This is a genomic window from Lentzea albidocapillata subsp. violacea (assembly GCF_900100275.1).
Classification (GTDB): Bacteria; Actinomycetota; Actinomycetes; order Mycobacteriales; family Pseudonocardiaceae; genus Lentzea; species Lentzea violacea.
Genome location: NZ_FNET01000031.1, coordinates 43,546 through 60,833, shown reverse-complemented (window position 1 = coordinate 60,833; position 17,288 = coordinate 43,546). Strand labels below are relative to the sequence as shown.

17 protein-coding genes are annotated in these 17,288 nt (G+C 66.9%); 12 read left to right on the top strand and 5 right to left on the bottom strand.

Annotated elements, in window-relative coordinates; genetic code table 11:
• Nucleotides 1-150: 150 nt before the first annotated feature.
• The 5 genes from BLR21_RS38510 to BLR21_RS42945 form a co-directional block, all read right to left on the bottom strand.
• Complete coding sequence (locus BLR21_RS38510) at nucleotides 151-1,503, bottom strand: TfuA-like protein (RefSeq protein ID WP_090014709.1); 1,353 nt, start codon at nucleotides 1,501-1,503, stop codon at nucleotides 151-153.
• 8 nt (nucleotides 1,504-1,511) lie between these two features.
• Nucleotides 1,512-2,597 (bottom strand): YcaO-like family protein, encoded by a 1,086-nt coding sequence (locus tag BLR21_RS38505; RefSeq protein ID WP_176929995.1) that lies wholly within the window; start codon nucleotides 2,595-2,597, stop codon nucleotides 1,512-1,514.
• Between the two features lie 4 nt (nucleotides 2,598-2,601).
• Complete coding sequence (locus BLR21_RS38500; RefSeq protein ID WP_090014706.1) at nucleotides 2,602-3,564, bottom strand: aKG-HExxH-type peptide beta-hydroxylase; 963 nt, start codon at nucleotides 3,562-3,564, stop codon at nucleotides 2,602-2,604.
• On the bottom strand, nucleotides 3,536-4,708 hold the full coding sequence (locus BLR21_RS38495; RefSeq protein WP_176929994.1) for a radical SAM protein: 1,173 nt from the start codon (nucleotides 4,706-4,708) through the stop codon (nucleotides 3,536-3,538). Before BLR21_RS38495 ends, BLR21_RS38500 begins: the two co-directional genes overlap by 29 nt.
• A gap of 189 nt (nucleotides 4,709-4,897) precedes the next feature.
• Nucleotides 4,898-5,056 carry a hypothetical protein gene (locus BLR21_RS42945; protein WP_176929993.1) on the bottom strand — a complete coding sequence of 53 codons (159 nt, stop codon included), beginning with the start codon at nucleotides 5,054-5,056 and terminating at the stop codon, nucleotides 4,898-4,900.
• Between the two features lie 271 nt (nucleotides 5,057-5,327).
• Here BLR21_RS42945 and BLR21_RS38490 point away from each other — a divergent pair, with 271 nt between their 5' ends.
• The 12 genes from BLR21_RS38490 (at nucleotide 5,328) to BLR21_RS38445 (ending at nucleotide 17,234) form a co-directional block, all read left to right on the top strand.
• A complete protein-coding gene (locus tag BLR21_RS38490) occupies nucleotides 5,328-6,347 on the top strand; it encodes a class I SAM-dependent methyltransferase (RefSeq protein ID WP_090014703.1) in 1,020 nt (339 codons plus the stop codon).
• Between the two features lie 18 nt (nucleotides 6,348-6,365).
• The gene (locus BLR21_RS38485; RefSeq protein ID WP_090014701.1) at nucleotides 6,366-7,217 is read left to right on the top strand and encodes a hypothetical protein; all 852 of its coding nucleotides are present in this window, start codon (nucleotides 6,366-6,368) and stop codon (nucleotides 7,215-7,217) included.
• Nucleotides 7,204-7,899 carry a phytanoyl-CoA dioxygenase family protein gene (locus BLR21_RS42055; RefSeq protein ID WP_143028069.1) on the top strand — a complete coding sequence of 232 codons (696 nt, stop codon included), beginning with the start codon at nucleotides 7,204-7,206 and terminating at the stop codon, nucleotides 7,897-7,899. Before BLR21_RS38485 ends, BLR21_RS42055 begins: the two co-directional genes overlap by 14 nt.
• 35 nt (nucleotides 7,900-7,934) lie before the next feature.
• Nucleotides 7,935-8,588 (top strand): TylF/MycF/NovP-related O-methyltransferase, encoded by a 654-nt coding sequence (locus BLR21_RS38480; protein WP_176929992.1) that lies wholly within the window; start codon nucleotides 7,935-7,937, stop codon nucleotides 8,586-8,588.
• Complete coding sequence (locus BLR21_RS38475; protein ID WP_090014697.1) at nucleotides 8,581-9,261, top strand: dTMP kinase; 681 nt, start codon at nucleotides 8,581-8,583, stop codon at nucleotides 9,259-9,261. Before BLR21_RS38480 ends, BLR21_RS38475 begins: the two co-directional genes overlap by 8 nt.
• A complete protein-coding gene (locus tag BLR21_RS38470; RefSeq protein WP_176929991.1) occupies nucleotides 9,248-10,132 on the top strand; it encodes a protein kinase family protein in 885 nt (294 codons plus the stop codon). Before BLR21_RS38475 ends, BLR21_RS38470 begins: the two co-directional genes overlap by 14 nt.
• 18 nt (nucleotides 10,133-10,150) lie before the next feature.
• Nucleotides 10,151-11,206, top strand: a complete 1,056-nt coding sequence (locus tag BLR21_RS38465; RefSeq protein ID WP_090014693.1) for an aldo/keto reductase — start codon at nucleotides 10,151-10,153, stop codon at nucleotides 11,204-11,206.
• Nucleotides 11,207-11,221: 15 nt separating this feature from the next.
• Entirely contained in the window at nucleotides 11,222-11,656 is a 435-nt protein-coding gene (locus tag BLR21_RS38460) for an NUDIX hydrolase (protein WP_090014691.1), read from the top strand.
• The gene (locus tag BLR21_RS38455; RefSeq protein WP_090014690.1) at nucleotides 11,653-12,792 is read left to right on the top strand and encodes a nucleotidyltransferase domain-containing protein; all 1,140 of its coding nucleotides are present in this window, start codon (nucleotides 11,653-11,655) and stop codon (nucleotides 12,790-12,792) included. Before BLR21_RS38460 ends, BLR21_RS38455 begins: the two co-directional genes overlap by 4 nt.
• A gap of 84 nt (nucleotides 12,793-12,876) precedes the next feature.
• Nucleotides 12,877-13,032 carry a hypothetical protein gene (locus tag BLR21_RS42940; protein WP_176929990.1) on the top strand — a complete coding sequence of 52 codons (156 nt, stop codon included), beginning with the start codon at nucleotides 12,877-12,879 and terminating at the stop codon, nucleotides 13,030-13,032.
• A gap of 73 nt (nucleotides 13,033-13,105) precedes the next feature.
• Nucleotides 13,106-15,343 carry a YcaO-like family protein gene (locus BLR21_RS38450; RefSeq protein WP_090014688.1) on the top strand — a complete coding sequence of 746 codons (2,238 nt, stop codon included), beginning with the start codon at nucleotides 13,106-13,108 and terminating at the stop codon, nucleotides 15,341-15,343.
• The gene (locus BLR21_RS38445) at nucleotides 15,336-17,234 is read left to right on the top strand and encodes a condensation domain-containing protein (protein WP_090014686.1); all 1,899 of its coding nucleotides are present in this window, start codon (nucleotides 15,336-15,338) and stop codon (nucleotides 17,232-17,234) included. Before BLR21_RS38450 ends, BLR21_RS38445 begins: the two co-directional genes overlap by 8 nt.
• The last annotated feature ends 54 nt before the right edge of the window (nucleotides 17,235-17,288 follow it).

The window sequence follows — 17,288 nt, the reverse complement described above, 5'->3', positions numbered from 1 at the left end:
TTGCGGCGGACCGGCCTTTGTGCCGACCCTTCGCAGCGTGTCCCGGTGATGTTCGGATTCCACGCACGCTCGCGAGGAGAGAGCCTGTGATCATCACCATCGTCGGCGGTCAGCACGTCCATCCGTTGTGGCGAGACGGCCCATGAACCCCTAGTACAGGGAGAACGACGCCACCGCGTTGTCGCACTGTGCCGGCAGGTACAGGGGACGTGCGGCGTCGATGAGCTGAGGGATCGACTCGAAGCCGCGGTCGTGGGCAGCCAGCTCGATGTCTTCAGCCGGTACGCGCCAGCGCACGGAAAGCCAACCGATGATCTGGTCCACGGCGATCCGGGTGTGGTCGAAGTCGGTGCGATGCGTGCGACCGAGTTCGTTGACGGCGTTGACGCGGGAAAGCAGTGAACCAGTGCGATCACACGCGTCGGTTCGTTGAAACGCGCTCAGGATCAGGTCGGTGTGCACGATTCCGGGGCGGATCCGGAAGCTGCGGGCCAGGAACCGAGCGAGCAGTTCCGACTGCGTCGCACGGATGCGCTCCTCGGCAGTGCTCCACGAGGCGAGGAAATCCAGGTCGTCGAGATCCGGTGAGTAGAGACCTCGGTGTGCGCCGTGGTCCACCACTCCTTCCAGCAATGCTCGCCTATCGGTCAGACTCCTCGTTTTCCGTCCGCATTCGTGGGCGCATTGGTCCACCAACCAGCGAAACACCGTGGTCTCGTAGAAAATGGGATAGTCGGGAGCGATCACCTGAGCCAGCTGATGTGCTGCGCGTAATTTTGGATCCTTCAGGTCGGAACGCCACTGGTGGAGATAGATCGTCGGCACTGCAGTGGGAGCAATGCGTTCGAGCGGGATTCCCCTGGTGAGCTCGGTCAACAGTTCCAGCGCATCGGCCCGCTTGAGATCGATCGGATTCGTGCGGCAGCGCCGCACGACGCGGTCGAGCAGTTTCCGGTCGATTCCGATCTCGTCGGTACGGTGCAGCAGTACTTGGTAGCTCCGGTCCCGATAGGGCAATCCGGCGAGGAACGCCACGATCAGATCGACGTCGTCGGCGGTGCAGATGCCTTCCGCCATCGCGGCCCGAAGGGTCGCTCGGATGTTGACCAGCGGCTCGGACAGGTGCAGGTAGCCGTCGTCCGCGGAACCGTGAAGGAGCGTCACCTCGTCGTCGGCCCGCAGGCTGGATGAGTGGTAGGCGGCGAAGACCTGCCCAATGCCCTCCATGCCGAAGGTGTGCAGTTCAGCCGCGCGCAACGCACCCATGCTGGACGATCCCAGGACGCGGCTGCCGCGTCCAAGCAGCTCGATGATCTCCTTGTGGGGTATGGCGCGTCGCTGGTGGAAGTAGCCGTCGACGATGCCAACCACGTCACCTGCGCCAACGTCGAGGGCGAGCAGGTCTCCGGCGGACACCGGCGGGCGGACCTCGACCCCGGTCCCGCGGACGAGTTCCGCCGCGTCGGGCAGGGTGGGGCCCGCGAACAACAGCATTCTGGCCATGGGGATCCTCAGTAGTCGTCCGGGCACCGCATCCCTGGGCAGACGACCCGCACGACCGGAATGCCGAGGTCAGCACGGGTGTGGTGCACGACGAGCGGTTGGTGACCTGTCCACCGCCGGACGCGTTCGGCGAGTTCGATTGCGGCGCGTTCGGGCTCGTCAGGCAGATTCAGTGGGTCGATGCGGAACTCGCCGGCCTGCGCGAACCTGCCGTCCAGCGCGGGGTCCACGGGGTCGCCGTTCCGGTACAGGTCGTCGCCGAGGTCCTCGCGAGTTCCCGTGATCGTCGCGATTCTGGCCTGCGCGGCCTCGGTCATCGCCGTGGTCAGGGCGCGGTGCGGATCAGCGTGCGCAGCGGTGCCGCAGAAATCAGCGGGGAAGTCCTCGCTGAACGCCCGGACCCGGAAACAAGGCACCCCGATCGGGCTGTCGAGCGCCTCGACGGCGAGCGTCACGCCAGCCGCGCGGAACCGTTCGGCCAGCTCAGCCGGTATCCCGGTGAGGCTGTCAAGGCTGACCCACACACCGTGCTCCGCGTGCGCGAGGGCGTCGCGCTCCACCACCTCGTAGAGGCCGTGCAAGGTGGCGTCCCAGACGTCCATCCCGCTGGCCAGCCCGTTGCTCGTGACCTGGAAGTTGATTGGCTGCCACACTGTCTCGACGGTGCTGTCCAGTCGCAGGCTGGCGGTGGGCAGCAGCGTGCGTGAGCCGGTGAGCAGCCCGAACGCCGCGGTCCACGCCAGCCTGGTGCCGGAGTTCAAGTGGTTGCGTCTCGTCAGCCGCAGGCCCTCGAGTGGGTATCCGAGGCTGTCCCGGACCTCGCCGACGGTCGCGACCAAGTCCGGCGGTCCGAGGTTCTCGGCGTGCCAGACCTCGATGGACTCCATCGCAGCGGACAACGCGGCCGCGAGCGGTGTGAGCCCTTTGCCCTGAGCCACCGACAACGTGCGGGAAGCTGGGCGGATCGCCTGGGCGCAGGGTATGCCGATCTGATCCAGCCAAGTCAGGTCGGCAATCCTGGTGACCCCGACGAACTCGATCGCCGGTTGGATCCGATCCCAGGTGGACTGCGCCGCGGCGGTTCGGTCGACCACGGGTTCACACCCTCGCGCTGTGGCCTTCCAGCACCTGGTCACGGCACTGGACGATCGCGTCGGCCAACGCGGGTACGCCGATCAGGCCGATGGCCCTGTCGAAGTCCTGCCGCGACTCGTACATGTGCTCGGAGTACTTGGCGTCCATGGCCGCGCCCAGCGCACGCACGTCGGCCGGCGCGTCAGTGGTCGCCAGCCAGCGGCAGAACAGCGCGACGTGCGAGAACGCCCAGGTCCCGTGCAGGAAGCCGAACGCCGGCCGGTGCGTGGCCAGCCACGGCGCGAAATACCCGGCCTCCTCGGGAAACGTGACCTCGAACGCGGCGAACAGGTCGTTCAGCTGCGTGTGCACGGCCTCGTGAATGAGGTCGCGGCTCACGTAGAAGTGTTCGGCGAAGTAGTCCAGGTGCACCGTGGCAGGCAGGGCGTTGGTGGTCCAGCTGCGGATCGTGTCGTCCGTGGGCCTGCGCTCGGCGATCAGCACGACCACTCGCGTGTTGCGCCGCACGGTCTGCCCGAACCCGGCTTCGACGGCGGTCGTCAACGCCCGCGCGGTGAGATCCCGATCGGCCGCGTCGGCCGTCGCGCAGATCTCCTCCGAGACGAGGGCGACCGGCGCTTCGGCGAGTGCCTTGTCGCTGGTCATCAGCTCTCGCGCGGGGTGTGCGGTCAGGACGGGACCTGCTGCCGTGGACAGAACGCGTAGCGGGTGCTGGTTCGAACGCAGCGCGAGGTGGGCCGCGATCGCACCACTGTCTCCCCGCTGTACGGCGCGGCTCACGCCTTCGAACACGTGGTGCGCGAGTGCGTAGCGCAGCGGCAGGTCAGTGGAGGCGACACAGGACCACGGGTGGCGGTCACCTCCGGGGAGAGTCGCCAGCACCGAGTCCAGGCGCCGGACCTTGTCCTCGCGGTAGTCATCCACCCGCGCAGTGAGCTCAGCCGGCAGCTCGGGGCTCCAGCCCATGTCGTTCACATCCTTCTCGCACGTGATCTATCAGCAGTTTTCGCGCGGAGCAGTACTCCGCCTCCCACGTTGTGGAAACCAGCCGGAGCCGGTCTGCGAGTGATCCTCCCGAGCACACCGCGGCGTGCGAGCAGGAGGAACACGCGGCCATGAGGTCCTTCATGGCCGTCGCAAGCGGCTCGTTGCGCTGGAAGTGGAGGATCTCGTCCAGAGAGGTGACGGAATCGACCGAGCCGATCCGTGCGTCAGGCGTGGAGATCTCCTCCGACGCGCCGATCGTGCCGTCCGGGTAGAGGGCGACGATGAACGGCTCCTTGATCAACGACCAGTCCGTCAACGTGACCTCTTTGCCCACGAAGTGCAGGAGCAGCGAGAACACGGGTTCCAGCACGAACCGCTGGAAGTACCTGTCCTGCCACAGGTCGAAGCAATCGGCCACGAACCGCGCGTACTCCGCCGGGGTGGTCGCCCACCCTGCCGCTCCCTGACCAGTTCCGTTCAGCAGCGTCAACGAGGCCGCGTTGCCCTTCGGGAACTTCAACGTGGTGACGTTGTAGTCCAGGCAGGGGCTCAGCCGCACCGCGCGCACGTGCGGGAACTGCTCGATCATGGCCATCGTCTCCGACGCCTGGTCGAGCAGCAGGTTGGTGACCGTCACGCACAGGGCGATCGTCTTGCCCCGCCGGTTGAGCAGGTCGATCCCGCGCAGGACCTTGTCGAACGTGGGGAGATCGCGATAGTCGACCCGGTAGGCGTTGGCCGACCGCGGGCCGTCGATCGAGACACCGATGTCGATGTCCGGGAAGAACTCGTCGAACAAGTCCACCCAGGTGTCGGTGAGCAGCATCGCGTTCGTCTGCATCGTCAGCTCAAGGGGACCCGGGTAGGCCCGCAGAACGACGAGCAGGTCACGCATGCGGCGCGGCCCGATGAGCAGCGGCTCTCCACCGTGCAGGACGATGCGCAACGGCCTGTTGCCGCAGGCAGCGAGGAACCCTCCCAGCGTCTCTGGGCTGAGCCAGTTCTCGTCCGGGTACGGCTTGCGTTTCTCGTAGCAGTAATGGCAGTTGATGTTGCAGGCGGATCCGGCCAGTTTGAGCACGACCGTGAGCGAGTCCGCCGGTGATGGCAGCTTCAGTTCCACTCTTCGATCCTCTTCAACGGGATCGGAAATACGGGTCCCCACCGCACGAATGCGATGGCAGCACAAAAAGCACCTGCAAAAATACGCCCCCAGAAGGACAGAAAGTCCAGAACGTACCGCGGTGCACGCGAATTACCCGATGCAACGGGGTGACCTGTCGATCGCGGCAGGTCACCCCGCCGCAAACAGTTAGAGCTTGCCGTTTCCGGCGACCAGCGCCTTCTCGACCCGCTCCCAATCACGCGTATTCACACTCGACGTGTGAGCCGTCGGGCGTGCAACCGCGTCGTCACGGCGAAAGTCCTGAAGCGCCGTGAGAAACTTGCTGAAATCGACGTTGTCGTTCAAATGAACCTCCCCTCGTTGATCGGCTTCCGCACCGTAGCACGGTCCGTGATCAACCGTAAATAAGCCGGAGATACACATGAACATGCACCCGATGCCGACGTTGACACGCCACGGCCCGGCACGTTAAATGGCGTCATCCGGCACCTGGGGACCGGACGTTTGGGGGCATGAGATGACGCAAAGAGCCTTGTCACGGCTGCCGCCAGAAACTTCCCGCGACTAGCGGGCAACACACGTCCTATACCGGTTCGGGCAGTATGTCCGAACCGCAATGTGGCGCGCCCGCCGAAAGGCGCATTTGTCGTATCCGTTATTTGTCAATCCACTGTGTCCTGCGCCACGAGCCGACACCGACGCCGGGAGGTGTGTCGATTTGCCCGTTGTTGACGAGCAGCGTCCGTCCTACGTGGGCGGAAGCGCCGCCGGCGTCCGTCGGCTTCACGAGGCCGTGGCGGCGTTCCTTCAGGACGGCACGCTGCCATCGGCGGGCTGCGCCGCGGTGCGAACGGTTCCCAGCACAGACCTGTACCGGGACGACACCACGTTCGCGGCGTTCTCCGTGCAGCAGCAGATCGCTCCCAACACCGATGACGGGGCACGACGCACCGCGCTGTGCCACCACGAACTCGCGTTGTTCGGCCGCGAGGACCTCGGCCGCGTCCTCGACCTCATGTGCGGGGTCGGTGGGCACCTGGTCGCCCTGAAAAGCTCAGGACTTCGGTGGAAGTCGTATCTCGGCGTCGACGTCAACCCGTTGGCACTCGACGTGGCGCGCCGCGCCGCCGGAGCAGACGCCCCGGCGCGTTTCGTCAAGGCCGACGTGCGTGATTGGGTGCCCGGCGAGGGAACCGCCGACACCGTTCTGCTCACGTACGAAGCCCTTAACACCGCGGGACGTGAACAGGCGACGCGCTTGCTCACGACGGTGGCGACCGCGCTGTCACCCGGCGGCTCGGCGTTGATCGATCTGTCGGTTGGAACTTCCACCGCAACGGCCGGACGTGACGCGCAGGTGCTACCCGATGGGTCCACCGCCGTCCTGACCTCCGTCGAGGACACGGGATCCGACTCCACCCAGCAGGTTCTCGTCCACACCACGCACTTCATGAACGCTGACGGGTGCCGGCTGCACTTCAGCCATCCGTGGTGGGTTCCCTCCCCTGGCCTCCTGCGGTCCCTCTTTCTCGACACCGGCCTCGAGATCTGTTCCGAGCACCAGGTCCACGCATTCACCGACAGCGACAAGCCCTCGACCGCGAACGCGGTCCAGTTCGTGGTCGTGCGGAACTGAGCGAGAGCAGGAGTCCACATGAAACACACGATCCTGCCGGACCCGTACTGGGCCGGGATGGTGCTCGGCCGAGTCGTGCACCTGCACCTGACGCTCGTGGAACCACAACTGATCCAGGCTCACCGCGAAGTCGAGAACGCCCTGCTCGCAACACAACGGGTCTCTCTGGCGACGGTCTCGCGGCTGGACGCGACCAGGACTGCCGACCGCGTGTTCGCCCGGCTGCTCAGTGCGGTGTCGACCTCGGCGCTGCCGGACGTCATCGGCCTCCCCGAACAGTTCCGCCGTGAGGCCTTCGACGTCAGCGCGGAATCGACGCCGTGGCCGGTCCTGATCTTCGACGAACAGAGGGTCGACGTGGTGGCCAACTTCCGGCGAGCGTTGACCGAGGTTCGTCTGCACGGCCTTCTGCCGATTCTGCAGCTCGGCGCTGGTTTGGTGGGCGTCGAACCGCTGCCGTCAGGATTCCGTGACGCTTGCACGGACAGCGCTGTCCTGCTGCCAGCAGACCTGTGGGCAGCCTCAGCGGATGAGCTGTCGCCGGCCGTTCTCAGCGGTGCCGCACGGTCGCTGGCCATGATGTGGGCCGCCGCCGAGATCTCCGTCTACGGGCTCGGCACAGCGCGCGCGTCCGTCACCGCGCTGGCCGATGCCTTCGCATTCGGTGTCAGCGCCGAGTACCGGCGACGGGCGGCGCTGCCCGAGGATTCGGCGGTCGTCGAACTCGGTGATCCGCCGCAGGACGACGAGCTCCCGCTGCTGTCGGAGCTCGTCCGCTGCTGGTGGCCCAAGCCGGGACGCGCCGTGAACATCTTCGGTTCGCCGTTCGACTACATGACAACCCTGGAGCCCGCACATGCACGTGGCTGAAACCCTGTACGTAGGCAGCATTCCCGGATTCCTCGGGCCTGAAGACCTCGCCGAGATCCGCGCGGCCCTGTCCGACGTCTTCGGACTGATGCACGGCGGTGTGCTCAGTGCCGAACAGCGCACCGAGTCCGTCCACAGCGTCGAGGGACTGTCCACACTGGAATCGATGCGCGTGTACGAACCGGCAGGCCGGGACGAGCTCTCCGAGCTGCCCTCGAAGGCGCAGGACGTACTGGCGCAGGCCGGTGAACGAGCGCTGAAGACGCTGCAGATCTCCCTCCCTTCAGCACGAGCCATGTCGCACTGGACGTTCGTCAGCTACACCGCCGGTCAGTCCATCACCCCGCACATCGACCTGAGCAACAACGATCCGGACCCCGAACACCCCAAAGTCGCGGGCCTGAGCATCTGCCTCTCCGACCAGTCCGAGTACACCGGCGGCGAGTTCTTCGTGGAGACGACGACCGACGCGGAGCAGTGGTGCCAGGTCGACGGCGGAATGCCGCTGGTACGCGACGAGTGCGACGAGTCCTCCGAGTGGTACCGCCGACAGCGGCGAACCAGATGGACCGCGCGGCCCGCCGCCGGCGACGCGCTGGTCTACGGATCACAGCTCACCCACGGCACCGAACCTGTGGTGTCCGGTCGTGTGGTGAAGATCATCGGCTTCATTGTCTCCTGAGTAACTGCCCCACCCCCGGAAGGACGACGCAACTCATGCGCGTACGTATGGCGATCAGGCTGGCGACCCAGAACGCCGCGATGACGGACTTCGAGCGCCTCAACGCGATCTACTGGGCGTTGTCGACCAACCTCATCCACAAGGTGCCCGGCGCGATCGTCGAACTGGGCTGCAACGCCGGCCTCACCAGCGTGTGGCTGGCGCGCATCATCCAGGACCTGGCACCCGAACGGGAACTGCACCTGTTCGACTCCTTCGAAGGACTGCCGCAGCCGGGCGTGCTGGACTCGTACCTGAAGGAGGGCGACTGCCTCGCTTCGATCGATCAGTTGAAGATGAACTTCGACGCCTGGGAACTGCCGCAGCCGGAGGTGCACCAGGGCTGGTTCGAGCAGACGCTGCCGGACGGGTGCCCGCCGGAGATCTGTTTCGCCTACCTCGACGGTGACTTCTACGACTCGATCACCACCAGCCTCACCCACGTGTACCCGAAGCTGGCGCCGGGCGGAGTCATCCTGGTCGACGACTACTGCGATCTCGACGCGAACCCGCGGGCCTGGGACGGACTGCCGGGTGTGAAGAAGGCGTGCGACGACTACTTCGGTGAGAACGCGCCTCAGCTGGAGGTTCTCGGCGGTGTCGGTGACCTCAGCCTCGCGCTGATCAGGAAGCCTCTCGCCGATGGTTGATCCCGCCCGTTTCCCCTTCATCGCACTCGAAGGCACCGACGGCAGCGGCAAGTCGACACTGCGCGGGCTGCTGCACGACGGCCTCAACAGCAAGGGGCGCCGGTGTTTCATGGTCGGACAGCATGGCTGGCTGGACGTCGACGCGGGCCGGGTGGTCCTCGCGGCGCGTACCCAGCGGCTGGGTGTCAGCAGGGACGAGCTCATGCGCGCCTACGCCAGGGACAAGCTCCTACACCTGCGTGAGAACATCGAACCGGCGCTCGACACGGTCGCGGTACTGGCCGATCGGTACATCTACAGCGACGCCGTCTACCACGAGGTCCTGTACGGGATTCCGGCACGCGCGACGCTCGAGAACCACCGCGAGCTGGGTACGCGGGAACCGGACGTCGTGGTGTTCGTCGACACCGATCCCGACGTGGCCAGCGACCGGACCATCACCAGAGCCAAGAGCCTGCGGCCCCACGAGACGCCCGGCACCCTGCGGCGGCTGCACCGCGCCTACGTCGAACTGTTCACCGGCGAGCTGTTCACCGCGCACGGCCCGCGAGTCCTGCGGGTGAACAACAACGAGAGCGATCCCGAGCGGGTGGCCGAGGACGTCCTGGCCGAGCTGGAACAGCTGTTTCCGCACGACCACACCAGAGAGGTGGCGACGAGTGTCATCGGTTGACCTGAACCTCCCCGCGGCACTGTTCACGCGATTTCTCGCCGGATGCGGTCTGGAGGTTCGGCGGACGATCGCGTTCGCCGGACTGAGCACTTTGGCGGTCGTCAACGGGCCGTCCGGAGCAGAGACCGTCGCAAAAGGACTTTCCGGCTACTACCACGTGATCGACGCCGCAGAGCCTGAGCAGGCGCCCGGCGTGTACGGCTACTACTGGTACAAGCGTTTCGGTCCGGAGCAGCACGAGCTGTGGCGCAAGGCCTTCGCGTTCGAGTTCGACGTCCTGCGCAAGTTGCGCGGTGCCGACTGCGTCGCAGAGTTCGTGGACGGCGACCTGGACGCGGAGATCCCCTATTACCTGATGCGTTACTACCCACGGGGCTCCCTCGCTGCCGCCGGTGCGTCCTGTTCGTGGGACTTCTCCTCGGACTTCGTCGTCAGGTCGGTGCGGGACATCGCCGAGGGCCTTGCCTCGCTGCACGGGGCAGGCGTCGCTCACCGCGACCTGAACGCGGAGAACGTTCTGCTCAAGGACGAGGCAGGGGCGGTGATCGCGGACCTGGGGTGCGCACGTGCCTTGGACGCGGAGCCGACCGGGCCACACCGCAAAGCCGACGAGTTCCACTGGCCACCCGAATACGCCGACGCCTACGACCGGGCCGGTGTCGAGGCCGACCTCTACAGCCTGGGCGTCCTGATCCACCAGATGACCGTGGGCCGGATGCCGCGTCACGGCGGTCCGGGATGCGCGGTCGGCGCGCCGACCGGCAAGTTCCCGCCCGTCCTGACCGCACTCGGGGACGCCTGCCTGGAATACCAACCGCACAACCGCCCCGAATCCACGCACGCCGTCCTGTCCGCGCTCGCGACGGCCTGACCCGCAAGGAGAGCTCCCGTGGAATACCGCCCGTTGGGCCGCAGCGGAATCAAGGTCAGCAAGCTGACCCTCGGAGCCCAGAACTTCGGCCAGCAAGGTGTGACCGACCACTCCGAGTCCGAGCGGCTGCTCGCTGCCGCACTCGACGCCGGCATCAACACCATCGACACCGCCGACGTCTACGGCGATTCCGAAGTGATCATCGGCGACTACCTCCAGCGCACCGGTCGCCGGGACGACGTGGTGGTGGCGACGAAGTTCGGCGTGAAGGGTCTCTCGAAAGACCCGAACGCGAAGGGTGGTTCGCGCCGGTGGGTGACCCGGTGCGTCGAGCGCAGCCTGAAGCGTCTCAAGACCGACTACATCGACCTGTTCCAATTCTACCGCTTCGACAAGTACACCGACATCGAAGAGACCCTCGGTGCTCTGACCGACCTCGTGAGCGCCGGCAAGGTCCTCGCCGTGGGATTGTCGACCTTCCCGCCGGAGCTGATCGTCGAGGCGCACTGGGCATCGGAGAAGCACAACTTCGTCCGGTTCCGCAGCGAGCAGTCGCCGTACTCCATCTTCGCCCGCGCGGTGGAGGGTCATCTGCTGCCCACCTGCCAGCGCTACGGCATGGGTGTGCTCACCTGGGGTTCCCTCAACGGCGGCTGGCTCAGCGGTGCGTACCGCGCGGGACAACCGTTCCCGGCTGACTCGAGGGCCGCCAGGATGAAGATCGACCCGAGCGATCCGGGCGTGCGACGCAAGCTCGAAGTGGTGGAACAGCTCGCGGACCTGGCCAAGGCCTCCGACCTCACCCTCGCTCAGCTGGCGCTGGGATTCGTCACCGAGCACCCGGCCGTGTCGTCCGCGATCGTGGGACCGCGCAACGTGGAGCAGCTGCAGTCTGCTCTGGCAGGAGCCGGTGTACGCCTCGGGCTGGACGTTCTCGAACGCATCGACGAGATCGTGGCGCCGGGCGCGTACGTCGACGCCGCACCGGGTTCCTGCATGAGTTCCAACCGTGGCGACTCGGGCTTCACCGCGGAGCCGTTCCGCAACCCCGAACAGCGTCGTCGATCTCGTTGATCAGGAGCGAATGAAGTGAAGTCCACCGTGCAGAAGGTGGTGGCCTTCGTGGTCCACGAAGGCCGGGTGGCGGTGTTCCGCCAGGACGATGACGACTCGGGCCTCCAGGTACCGGCGGGCACCCTGCGGCCGGGCGAGGACCCGGCGGCCGGCGCGCTGCGGGAGGCCACCGAGGAGACCGGGTTGCCCGGTCTGCGCGTCGTCGAACACCTCGGCCGCTATCAGTTCGACATCTCGCCGATCCGGGAAGAGATCCAGGACCGGCACGTGTTCCACCTGGCCGTCGACCAGCGGCCGCCCGAGCGCTGGGACAGCTCCGAAGAGCACGACGGACAACGTCCGCCCACACCGCTGCACTTCTACTGGCTCCCGTTCGGAGACCCCGAGCTCGACGAGCTCGTCGTCGGGCAGGGAACACTGCTGGACAAGATCACCGCGGAGGCGACGTGACCGCGGAACCACTCCCCGGCGGTCTCGATCCCGCGGTCCGCCTGTTGCTGCTACTGGCACGGCGGATGCCGGAGCCGGAGGCGCGCGAGAAGGCTGTGCCTCTGATCCGCGACGGCATCGACTGGGACCTGTTCATGTCGCAAGCCCGCCGCCACAAGGTGGCCGGGCTCGTCGCGGTCAACCTCCAGCGGCTGGATCTGCTGGAACAGGATCAGTACCTCTACGCCAACGCCGACATGTTCCGCGCCATGTACCTGTACCACCGGTCGCGCAACGAGTCCCTCCAGCGCGAGGCGGTGGCGATCCTCGCCCGGCTGCGGACCGAGGTACCGGAAGTCCTGCTGCGCAAGGGCTTGTACCTGGCGCAGCACGTCTACCGCGATGTCGGCCTCCGCCCGATGGCCGACATGGACTTCCTGATGCGGCGCGCCGACACCAAGCGCGCGGTCGCGGTACTGGAGGAACTGGGCTACCAGATGGGCGACACCACTTCGGACAGTCGCCGCGTGATACCGATAAGCCGCGACAAGGTGACGTTCTGGCGGATGCACGTCAACAACCTGCCGCCGCTGTTCCGGACTACGAGCGAGCCGTCAGTACTGGAGTTCATCGTGGACATCAGCGTGGGCCTGTTCTTGCCGGGCTCGGAGTTCCGCGTGCCGACCGAGGAGGTGCTCGCCCGCGCGGTCGACGTACCGCTGGGCGAGCTGGACGTGCCGGCACCCGCGCCGGAGGACCTGGTGCTGGACCTGTGCGCCCACCTGTACAAGGAGTCGACCACCCTTCGGTACCTCCACCGGCTCAAGCACCAGCGCCTGATCCAGTACTGCGACCTGCGGGAGGTGCTCGAACTACACGCCGACCGCGAGTTCTGGGCCCGGTTGGCGGACCTGGCCGCTCAGTACTCGATCAAACCGGTCGTCTATTTCGCGCTGGCACACCTGGAGATGTTGTTCCCCGGCTCCGTTCCGCACGACGTGCTCGCCGGCTTCGGGGCCGATGTGCGACCTGGGTTCCTCGACGAGATCGGCGCCGTCGACCTCGAGGAGCCGCAGATGTGGACCACGGGCTTTTTCGAGCGGATGTTCGCCACCGCCACCACCGTGACGCTCCCGGACTCGCGATCGCCAGTGTGATCCCCGGTTCGGCGGCTTCTCCCCGATGTGGTCCGCCCGCCGGGCGGACGACGCGATAACGATCACTGGGAGGAGGTTGAAAAGGTGAAGTACAAGGCTGCGAAGACTCAGGAGCGGAACCACGAGCAGGAGCTCGAAGTTCCGGCCGACGAGGTGATCAAGCCCGCGCTGCTGGCGTGGACGCCGACGCTCCCCGCGCACGACCACAGTGTTCTGGGAGCACGTTTCCACTGGGAGTAAACCCAGACCGGCGTGGTGGCGTGCCTTCGCACCCACCACGCCGGGCCACCCCCGCGCCCTTCCAGGAGATGCAGTGACATCGGACCAACTGGTGCTGTCGCAGTTCGAAGTACGCCGGCTGCGTGACGGGGAGTCGCTCGTCCGGAGCCGGCTGGGTGATGTGTTCGAGGTCAAACTCGACGCCGACCGGCTGGCCGCCGCCTTCGCTCTCTGCGACGGCTCAAGGACCCTCGACGAGGTCGTGGTGCTCGCCGACATGCCACCGGCGTTCCAGACCGTGGTCGACGTGCTCCTCGCCCGCGAGGACCACGACCTGGCCGGTAAAGCCGGATCCGTGCAGCGCGGCGCCGCACTGGTCGTCGCCGGTGCCGCCGACGTACTGGCGCTCTGGCGGGAAACGCGCGGGATCCGGCCCCATCACCTGAGCGAGCCGGTGTGGTTGGACGACCAGGACCTCACGGCTCTGTCCCCCGCGCTCTCCCCCGGATCCGTTCTGGTCACCGTGCACCGGTGGCGGGACGGGGAACTGTTGCGGCAGGTGGGGAACCAGGCTGCGGCGGCCGGTGCGACGTGGGTGCCGGTGGTGTTCGATGGTGCTGCTGTATGGCTCGGCCCCGTCGTACGGCCGGGCGCGACTCCGGTGTACGACGACGTGCTCGACCGCCGCGTGGCCGCTGCGATCGACCCGGACGTGACCCAGGCGCTGCAGACCCGCCCGCTGACGGCCGACGTGCCCGTCGACGAGACGGACGTCCTGTGGGTCGGCGCCGTTCTCGCGCAGTTGCTGGCCCAACTCGCGGACGGGCGGCCGTGTGCGCTGTTCGGCAACGAGGTCGAGGCGGATCCGGCGACGTTGCGGCTGCGTCCCCACCCTGTGCTGCCCATGCCCTACCGCGCCGACGCTCCCTACCGCAACGACGTCGTATCCGGACCGGACCTGCTCGTGGACGACGTGACCGGCCTGGTGGCGCAGCTCGGTGACGTGCCGCTGCTGCCGGAGATGCCGTCGTCGCTGCGGACGGTCGTCGCGCGGGTCAGTGACGTCCGCAGACTCGGCGTGCCGTGGGGCGTCAACACGATCGCGGGGTGCAGCGTGCTGAACGGCGACCGCGCCACCGTGGAGGCGTGTGCCGTGGGAGAGTCCGTCGAGCGTTACTCGGGCAACTGGGTGCAGTTGGACCGCACAGTGGTCGGCACGTACGAGGAGATGACTCGGCGCCGCGAACGGGTGCTGGATCCGGAGTCGGTGGTGCTCTACTCCGACGAGCAGTACTCCACTCCAGGCTTTCCCTTCGTGCCTTTCCGCCACGACACCGAGGTGCGCTGGGTGCTGGGCTGGTCGGTCACCAGAGAGGACGCGGTGTGGGTCCCGGCGGGCATGGCATGGGGCAACTACAACCTCGGCCCCTCGAAGAAAGAGCCGCCACTGCACCCCACCCTGTACGCGGGTCTCGCCGCCGGAGTGAACCTCGACGAGGCGATCAGGGGCGGGCTGGAAGAAGTACTCGAACGGCACGCGGCCATGTCATGGTGGTCGCATCAGGCCACACTGCCCCGTCTGCGGCCCAGCCCCCAATTAGCCGCGTACTGGAAGACCGCCGCAGCGGGCAGTGACCTGACCGGGTGGTTGCTGCACGTGGAGAACCGGTTCGGTCTGCCCGTCATCGCCGGCGTCGTCAACGACCCGAAGCGAGAGCTCACCACGGTGGGGTTCGCGCTCAGGGAAGACGCCGAACTGTGCGCTCTCAAGGCTTGGGGCGAAGCGCTGTCCAACCTCCTGTGGGCGGTGGACCTGCTGCAGGAGCACGGTGCCTACTGGTCGGAACTGCGCGACATGCACGACGTCCGGCGGCGTGGTGGCAAGCTGGGTTACCTCAAGCCGTGGCGGGCCGACCGGCGGTACCTCGACTCCTTCCGCAAGGATTTCCGCGACGTGGGCGACCTGGAGTCGCAGCTCCAGCTGACCTGCGACACGCGGGCGCGGGAACGAGTGACAGAGGTCCTGCGGGGCGGGCGCGAGCTGGATCTCGACGGGCTGCCGACTCCTGCCGACCGTTCGCTCGAGACTTACCGCCGCATCGTGGAGGCGCAGGATTTCGAGATCCTGGCGGTCGATCTCACCACGCCGGACGTGCGGTACGCAGACCTGAGTGTCGTGCGTGTCCTGGTACCTGGCCTGGTGAACAACTTCGCCGCGGCCTTCCCGTTGTGGGGTAAGGGAGTCCTGGCCGGCGAGGCGGCGCTGCTCGGGTGGCGTGACACGCCGGCGGCAGAAGAGGAGCTGAACGTGTTCCCGATGCCCCATGCGTGACGCACCGCTGACCGCACGCCAGTTCCGCTTCTGGCTCTGGTATCTGAGCACGCCGCTGGACGAGCGCTGGTTCATGCATCTCGTGGAGTTCATCGACGTGCCGGACGATGCCACCGAGCAGGCTGTTGTGGCTGCGACGAGCCAGGTCGTGTCACGGCACGAGGCCCTGCGGACGAGATTCGACGTGGCCGAGTCCGGCGCGATGGTTCGATTGGTCGACCCGGCCTGCACACCTGAGGTGCACCTGGTCGACAGCGATCATCCCGCCGAGGACCAGAACGATCTGAACGACGTGGCCGCCGCTCTCGTGCGGCGGCCCATCGAACTATGCCGCCAGTGGCCGATCCGCTTCCTGCTGATCGGGGTGGAGGGGCGGGTGCGGCAAGTGTGCCTGGTGGTGCACCACGTCGCGGTCGACCGGGAGGCGTTGGCAATCCTGCGGGACGAGCTCGCCGAGGCGCTGGAAGGTCATGCAGCGGTTCGCGCCGAACGAGCAGGCGACCCGTACGAGTTGGAGAGCGGCAGCCGCGCTCGCCGGCGCAGCGATGCCGCGGCGGCCCACTGGCGTACCGCGCTGCCGGAATTGCCGGCCGTGGTGCTTCCCTACCACCGGGACAGCGCGCGACCCGTCCAGCGGCTCGCCTGGATCGACTCGCCGTCGCTTGGTCATGCGCTCCCGATGATCGCGGGCCGGCTGCGCATGTCCGCGCCGAGCATCGTGCTGGCGGCGTTCGACATCGCTCTCGCCGCATGGACCGGACTGCGTCGTTGGCGGTGGGAGACAATCGTCGACAATCGTCCGCCTGGCCTCGACGAGGGCACGATCGGGTGCTTTATCGATCCAACCCTGGTCAGCTCCGACGTGGATGCGGGTGGCACATTCGCCGACCACGTGCGGCACGTGTCGAACGCGATGCTGCTCGGCGTGCGGCACAGCGTGTGCGACTACACCGAGCTCTACGAGCTGGAGGTGCTCGGCGCGCTTCGCCGAGGCAGCAACCTGGACACACCGTTGATGTACAACTTCAAGGGCGCGGCAAGCTCGATCCTCGAGTCGGGCGATGGCTCCGATCCCGGGACCCCGAAGGAGTTCGTACCGTCAGAAGTCCGGTGGGCGCAACGGCACGATCCATCACTCATGTTCGTCCGCGTGCACCGCCTTGGCACGCTTCCGACGTTGTCGCTGGCGGCTCGTGACAGCCTCATCGGCACGGAGGATCACCGCGCACTGCTGCTCGCGGTGGAGCGGATCCTGTGGTCCGCCTCGGAAAATCCCGACATCGTGGTTGGGGAACTACTCACCGCAGTTTCGGCACCGAGCTGGCCACGGCCGCCGGACTGGACCGAGCTGTCGGATTCGCGGTGGGTCGATCTCGCTGCCACAGAGGCGTTTCTGCGCACGCTTGACGCGGTGGACGACGTCCGGTGCACGACTCACACCAACCAGCGTGGGCACGTTCTGCACGCACACATCGACGTCGCCGACATCGACCGGGCGTTGCAGGCCTTGCGGATCGGCTGTCGCCAGATGTTGTACGAGGCGGGAGCGATGATCCCGGACCGCGTGATCTTGCACGGTCCCGCGGAGACGACCGTCCAATGGTCACCGGACGACCCGCCTCCGGCCTCGGTCCCCAGCTCCGACTCCGAACAAGCCTTGATCGACAACGTCGCCTCGCTGTTGGGACGCTATCCGGCCAGTCTCGACCTGAGTCTGCTCGAACAGGGCGGACGGGCAGCAGACCTGATCCGGTTGCACCGCGCACTCGCCGAGTCCGGTTGGGACGGTGTCGCGCCCAAGGACCTGCTGGGGCCGGCGACGCTCAGAGGTGTGGCGGCACAGCTCAGCCGTATCACCGATTCCCTCAGTGAGGCAGGAGAAAACGCGTAGTGCAAGGTGCCGGATGGCGCGGCAGGTTGTTCCGGCTGCTCCACGAACGAATCG

What these genes read in the sequence shown, in the direction of transcription:
- BLR21_RS38475 (WP_090014697.1), top strand. Translation starts at nt 8,581, where the DNA reads ATGGTTGATCCCGCCCGTTTCCCCTTCATCGCACTCGAAGGCACCGAC.
- BLR21_RS42055 (WP_143028069.1), top strand. Translation starts at nt 7,204, where the DNA reads ATGCACGTGGCTGAAACCCTGTACGTAGGCAGCATTCCCGGATTCCTC.
- BLR21_RS38485 (WP_090014701.1), top strand. Translation starts at nt 6,366, where the DNA reads ATGAAACACACGATCCTGCCGGACCCGTACTGGGCCGGGATGGTGCTC.
- BLR21_RS38510 (WP_090014709.1), bottom strand. Translation starts at nt 1,503, where the DNA reads ATGGCCAGAATGCTGTTGTTCGCGGGCCCCACCCTGCCCGACGCGGCG.
- BLR21_RS38500 (WP_090014706.1), bottom strand. Translation starts at nt 3,564, where the DNA reads ATGGGCTGGAGCCCCGAGCTGCCGGCTGAGCTCACTGCGCGGGTGGAT.
- BLR21_RS38480 (WP_176929992.1), top strand. Translation starts at nt 7,935, where the DNA reads ATGCGCGTACGTATGGCGATCAGGCTGGCGACCCAGAACGCCGCGATG.
- BLR21_RS38490 (WP_090014703.1), top strand. Translation starts at nt 5,328, where the DNA reads ATGTGGCGCGCCCGCCGAAAGGCGCATTTGTCGTATCCGTTATTTGTC.
- BLR21_RS38445 (WP_090014686.1), top strand. Translation starts at nt 15,336, where the DNA reads ATGCGTGACGCACCGCTGACCGCACGCCAGTTCCGCTTCTGGCTCTGG.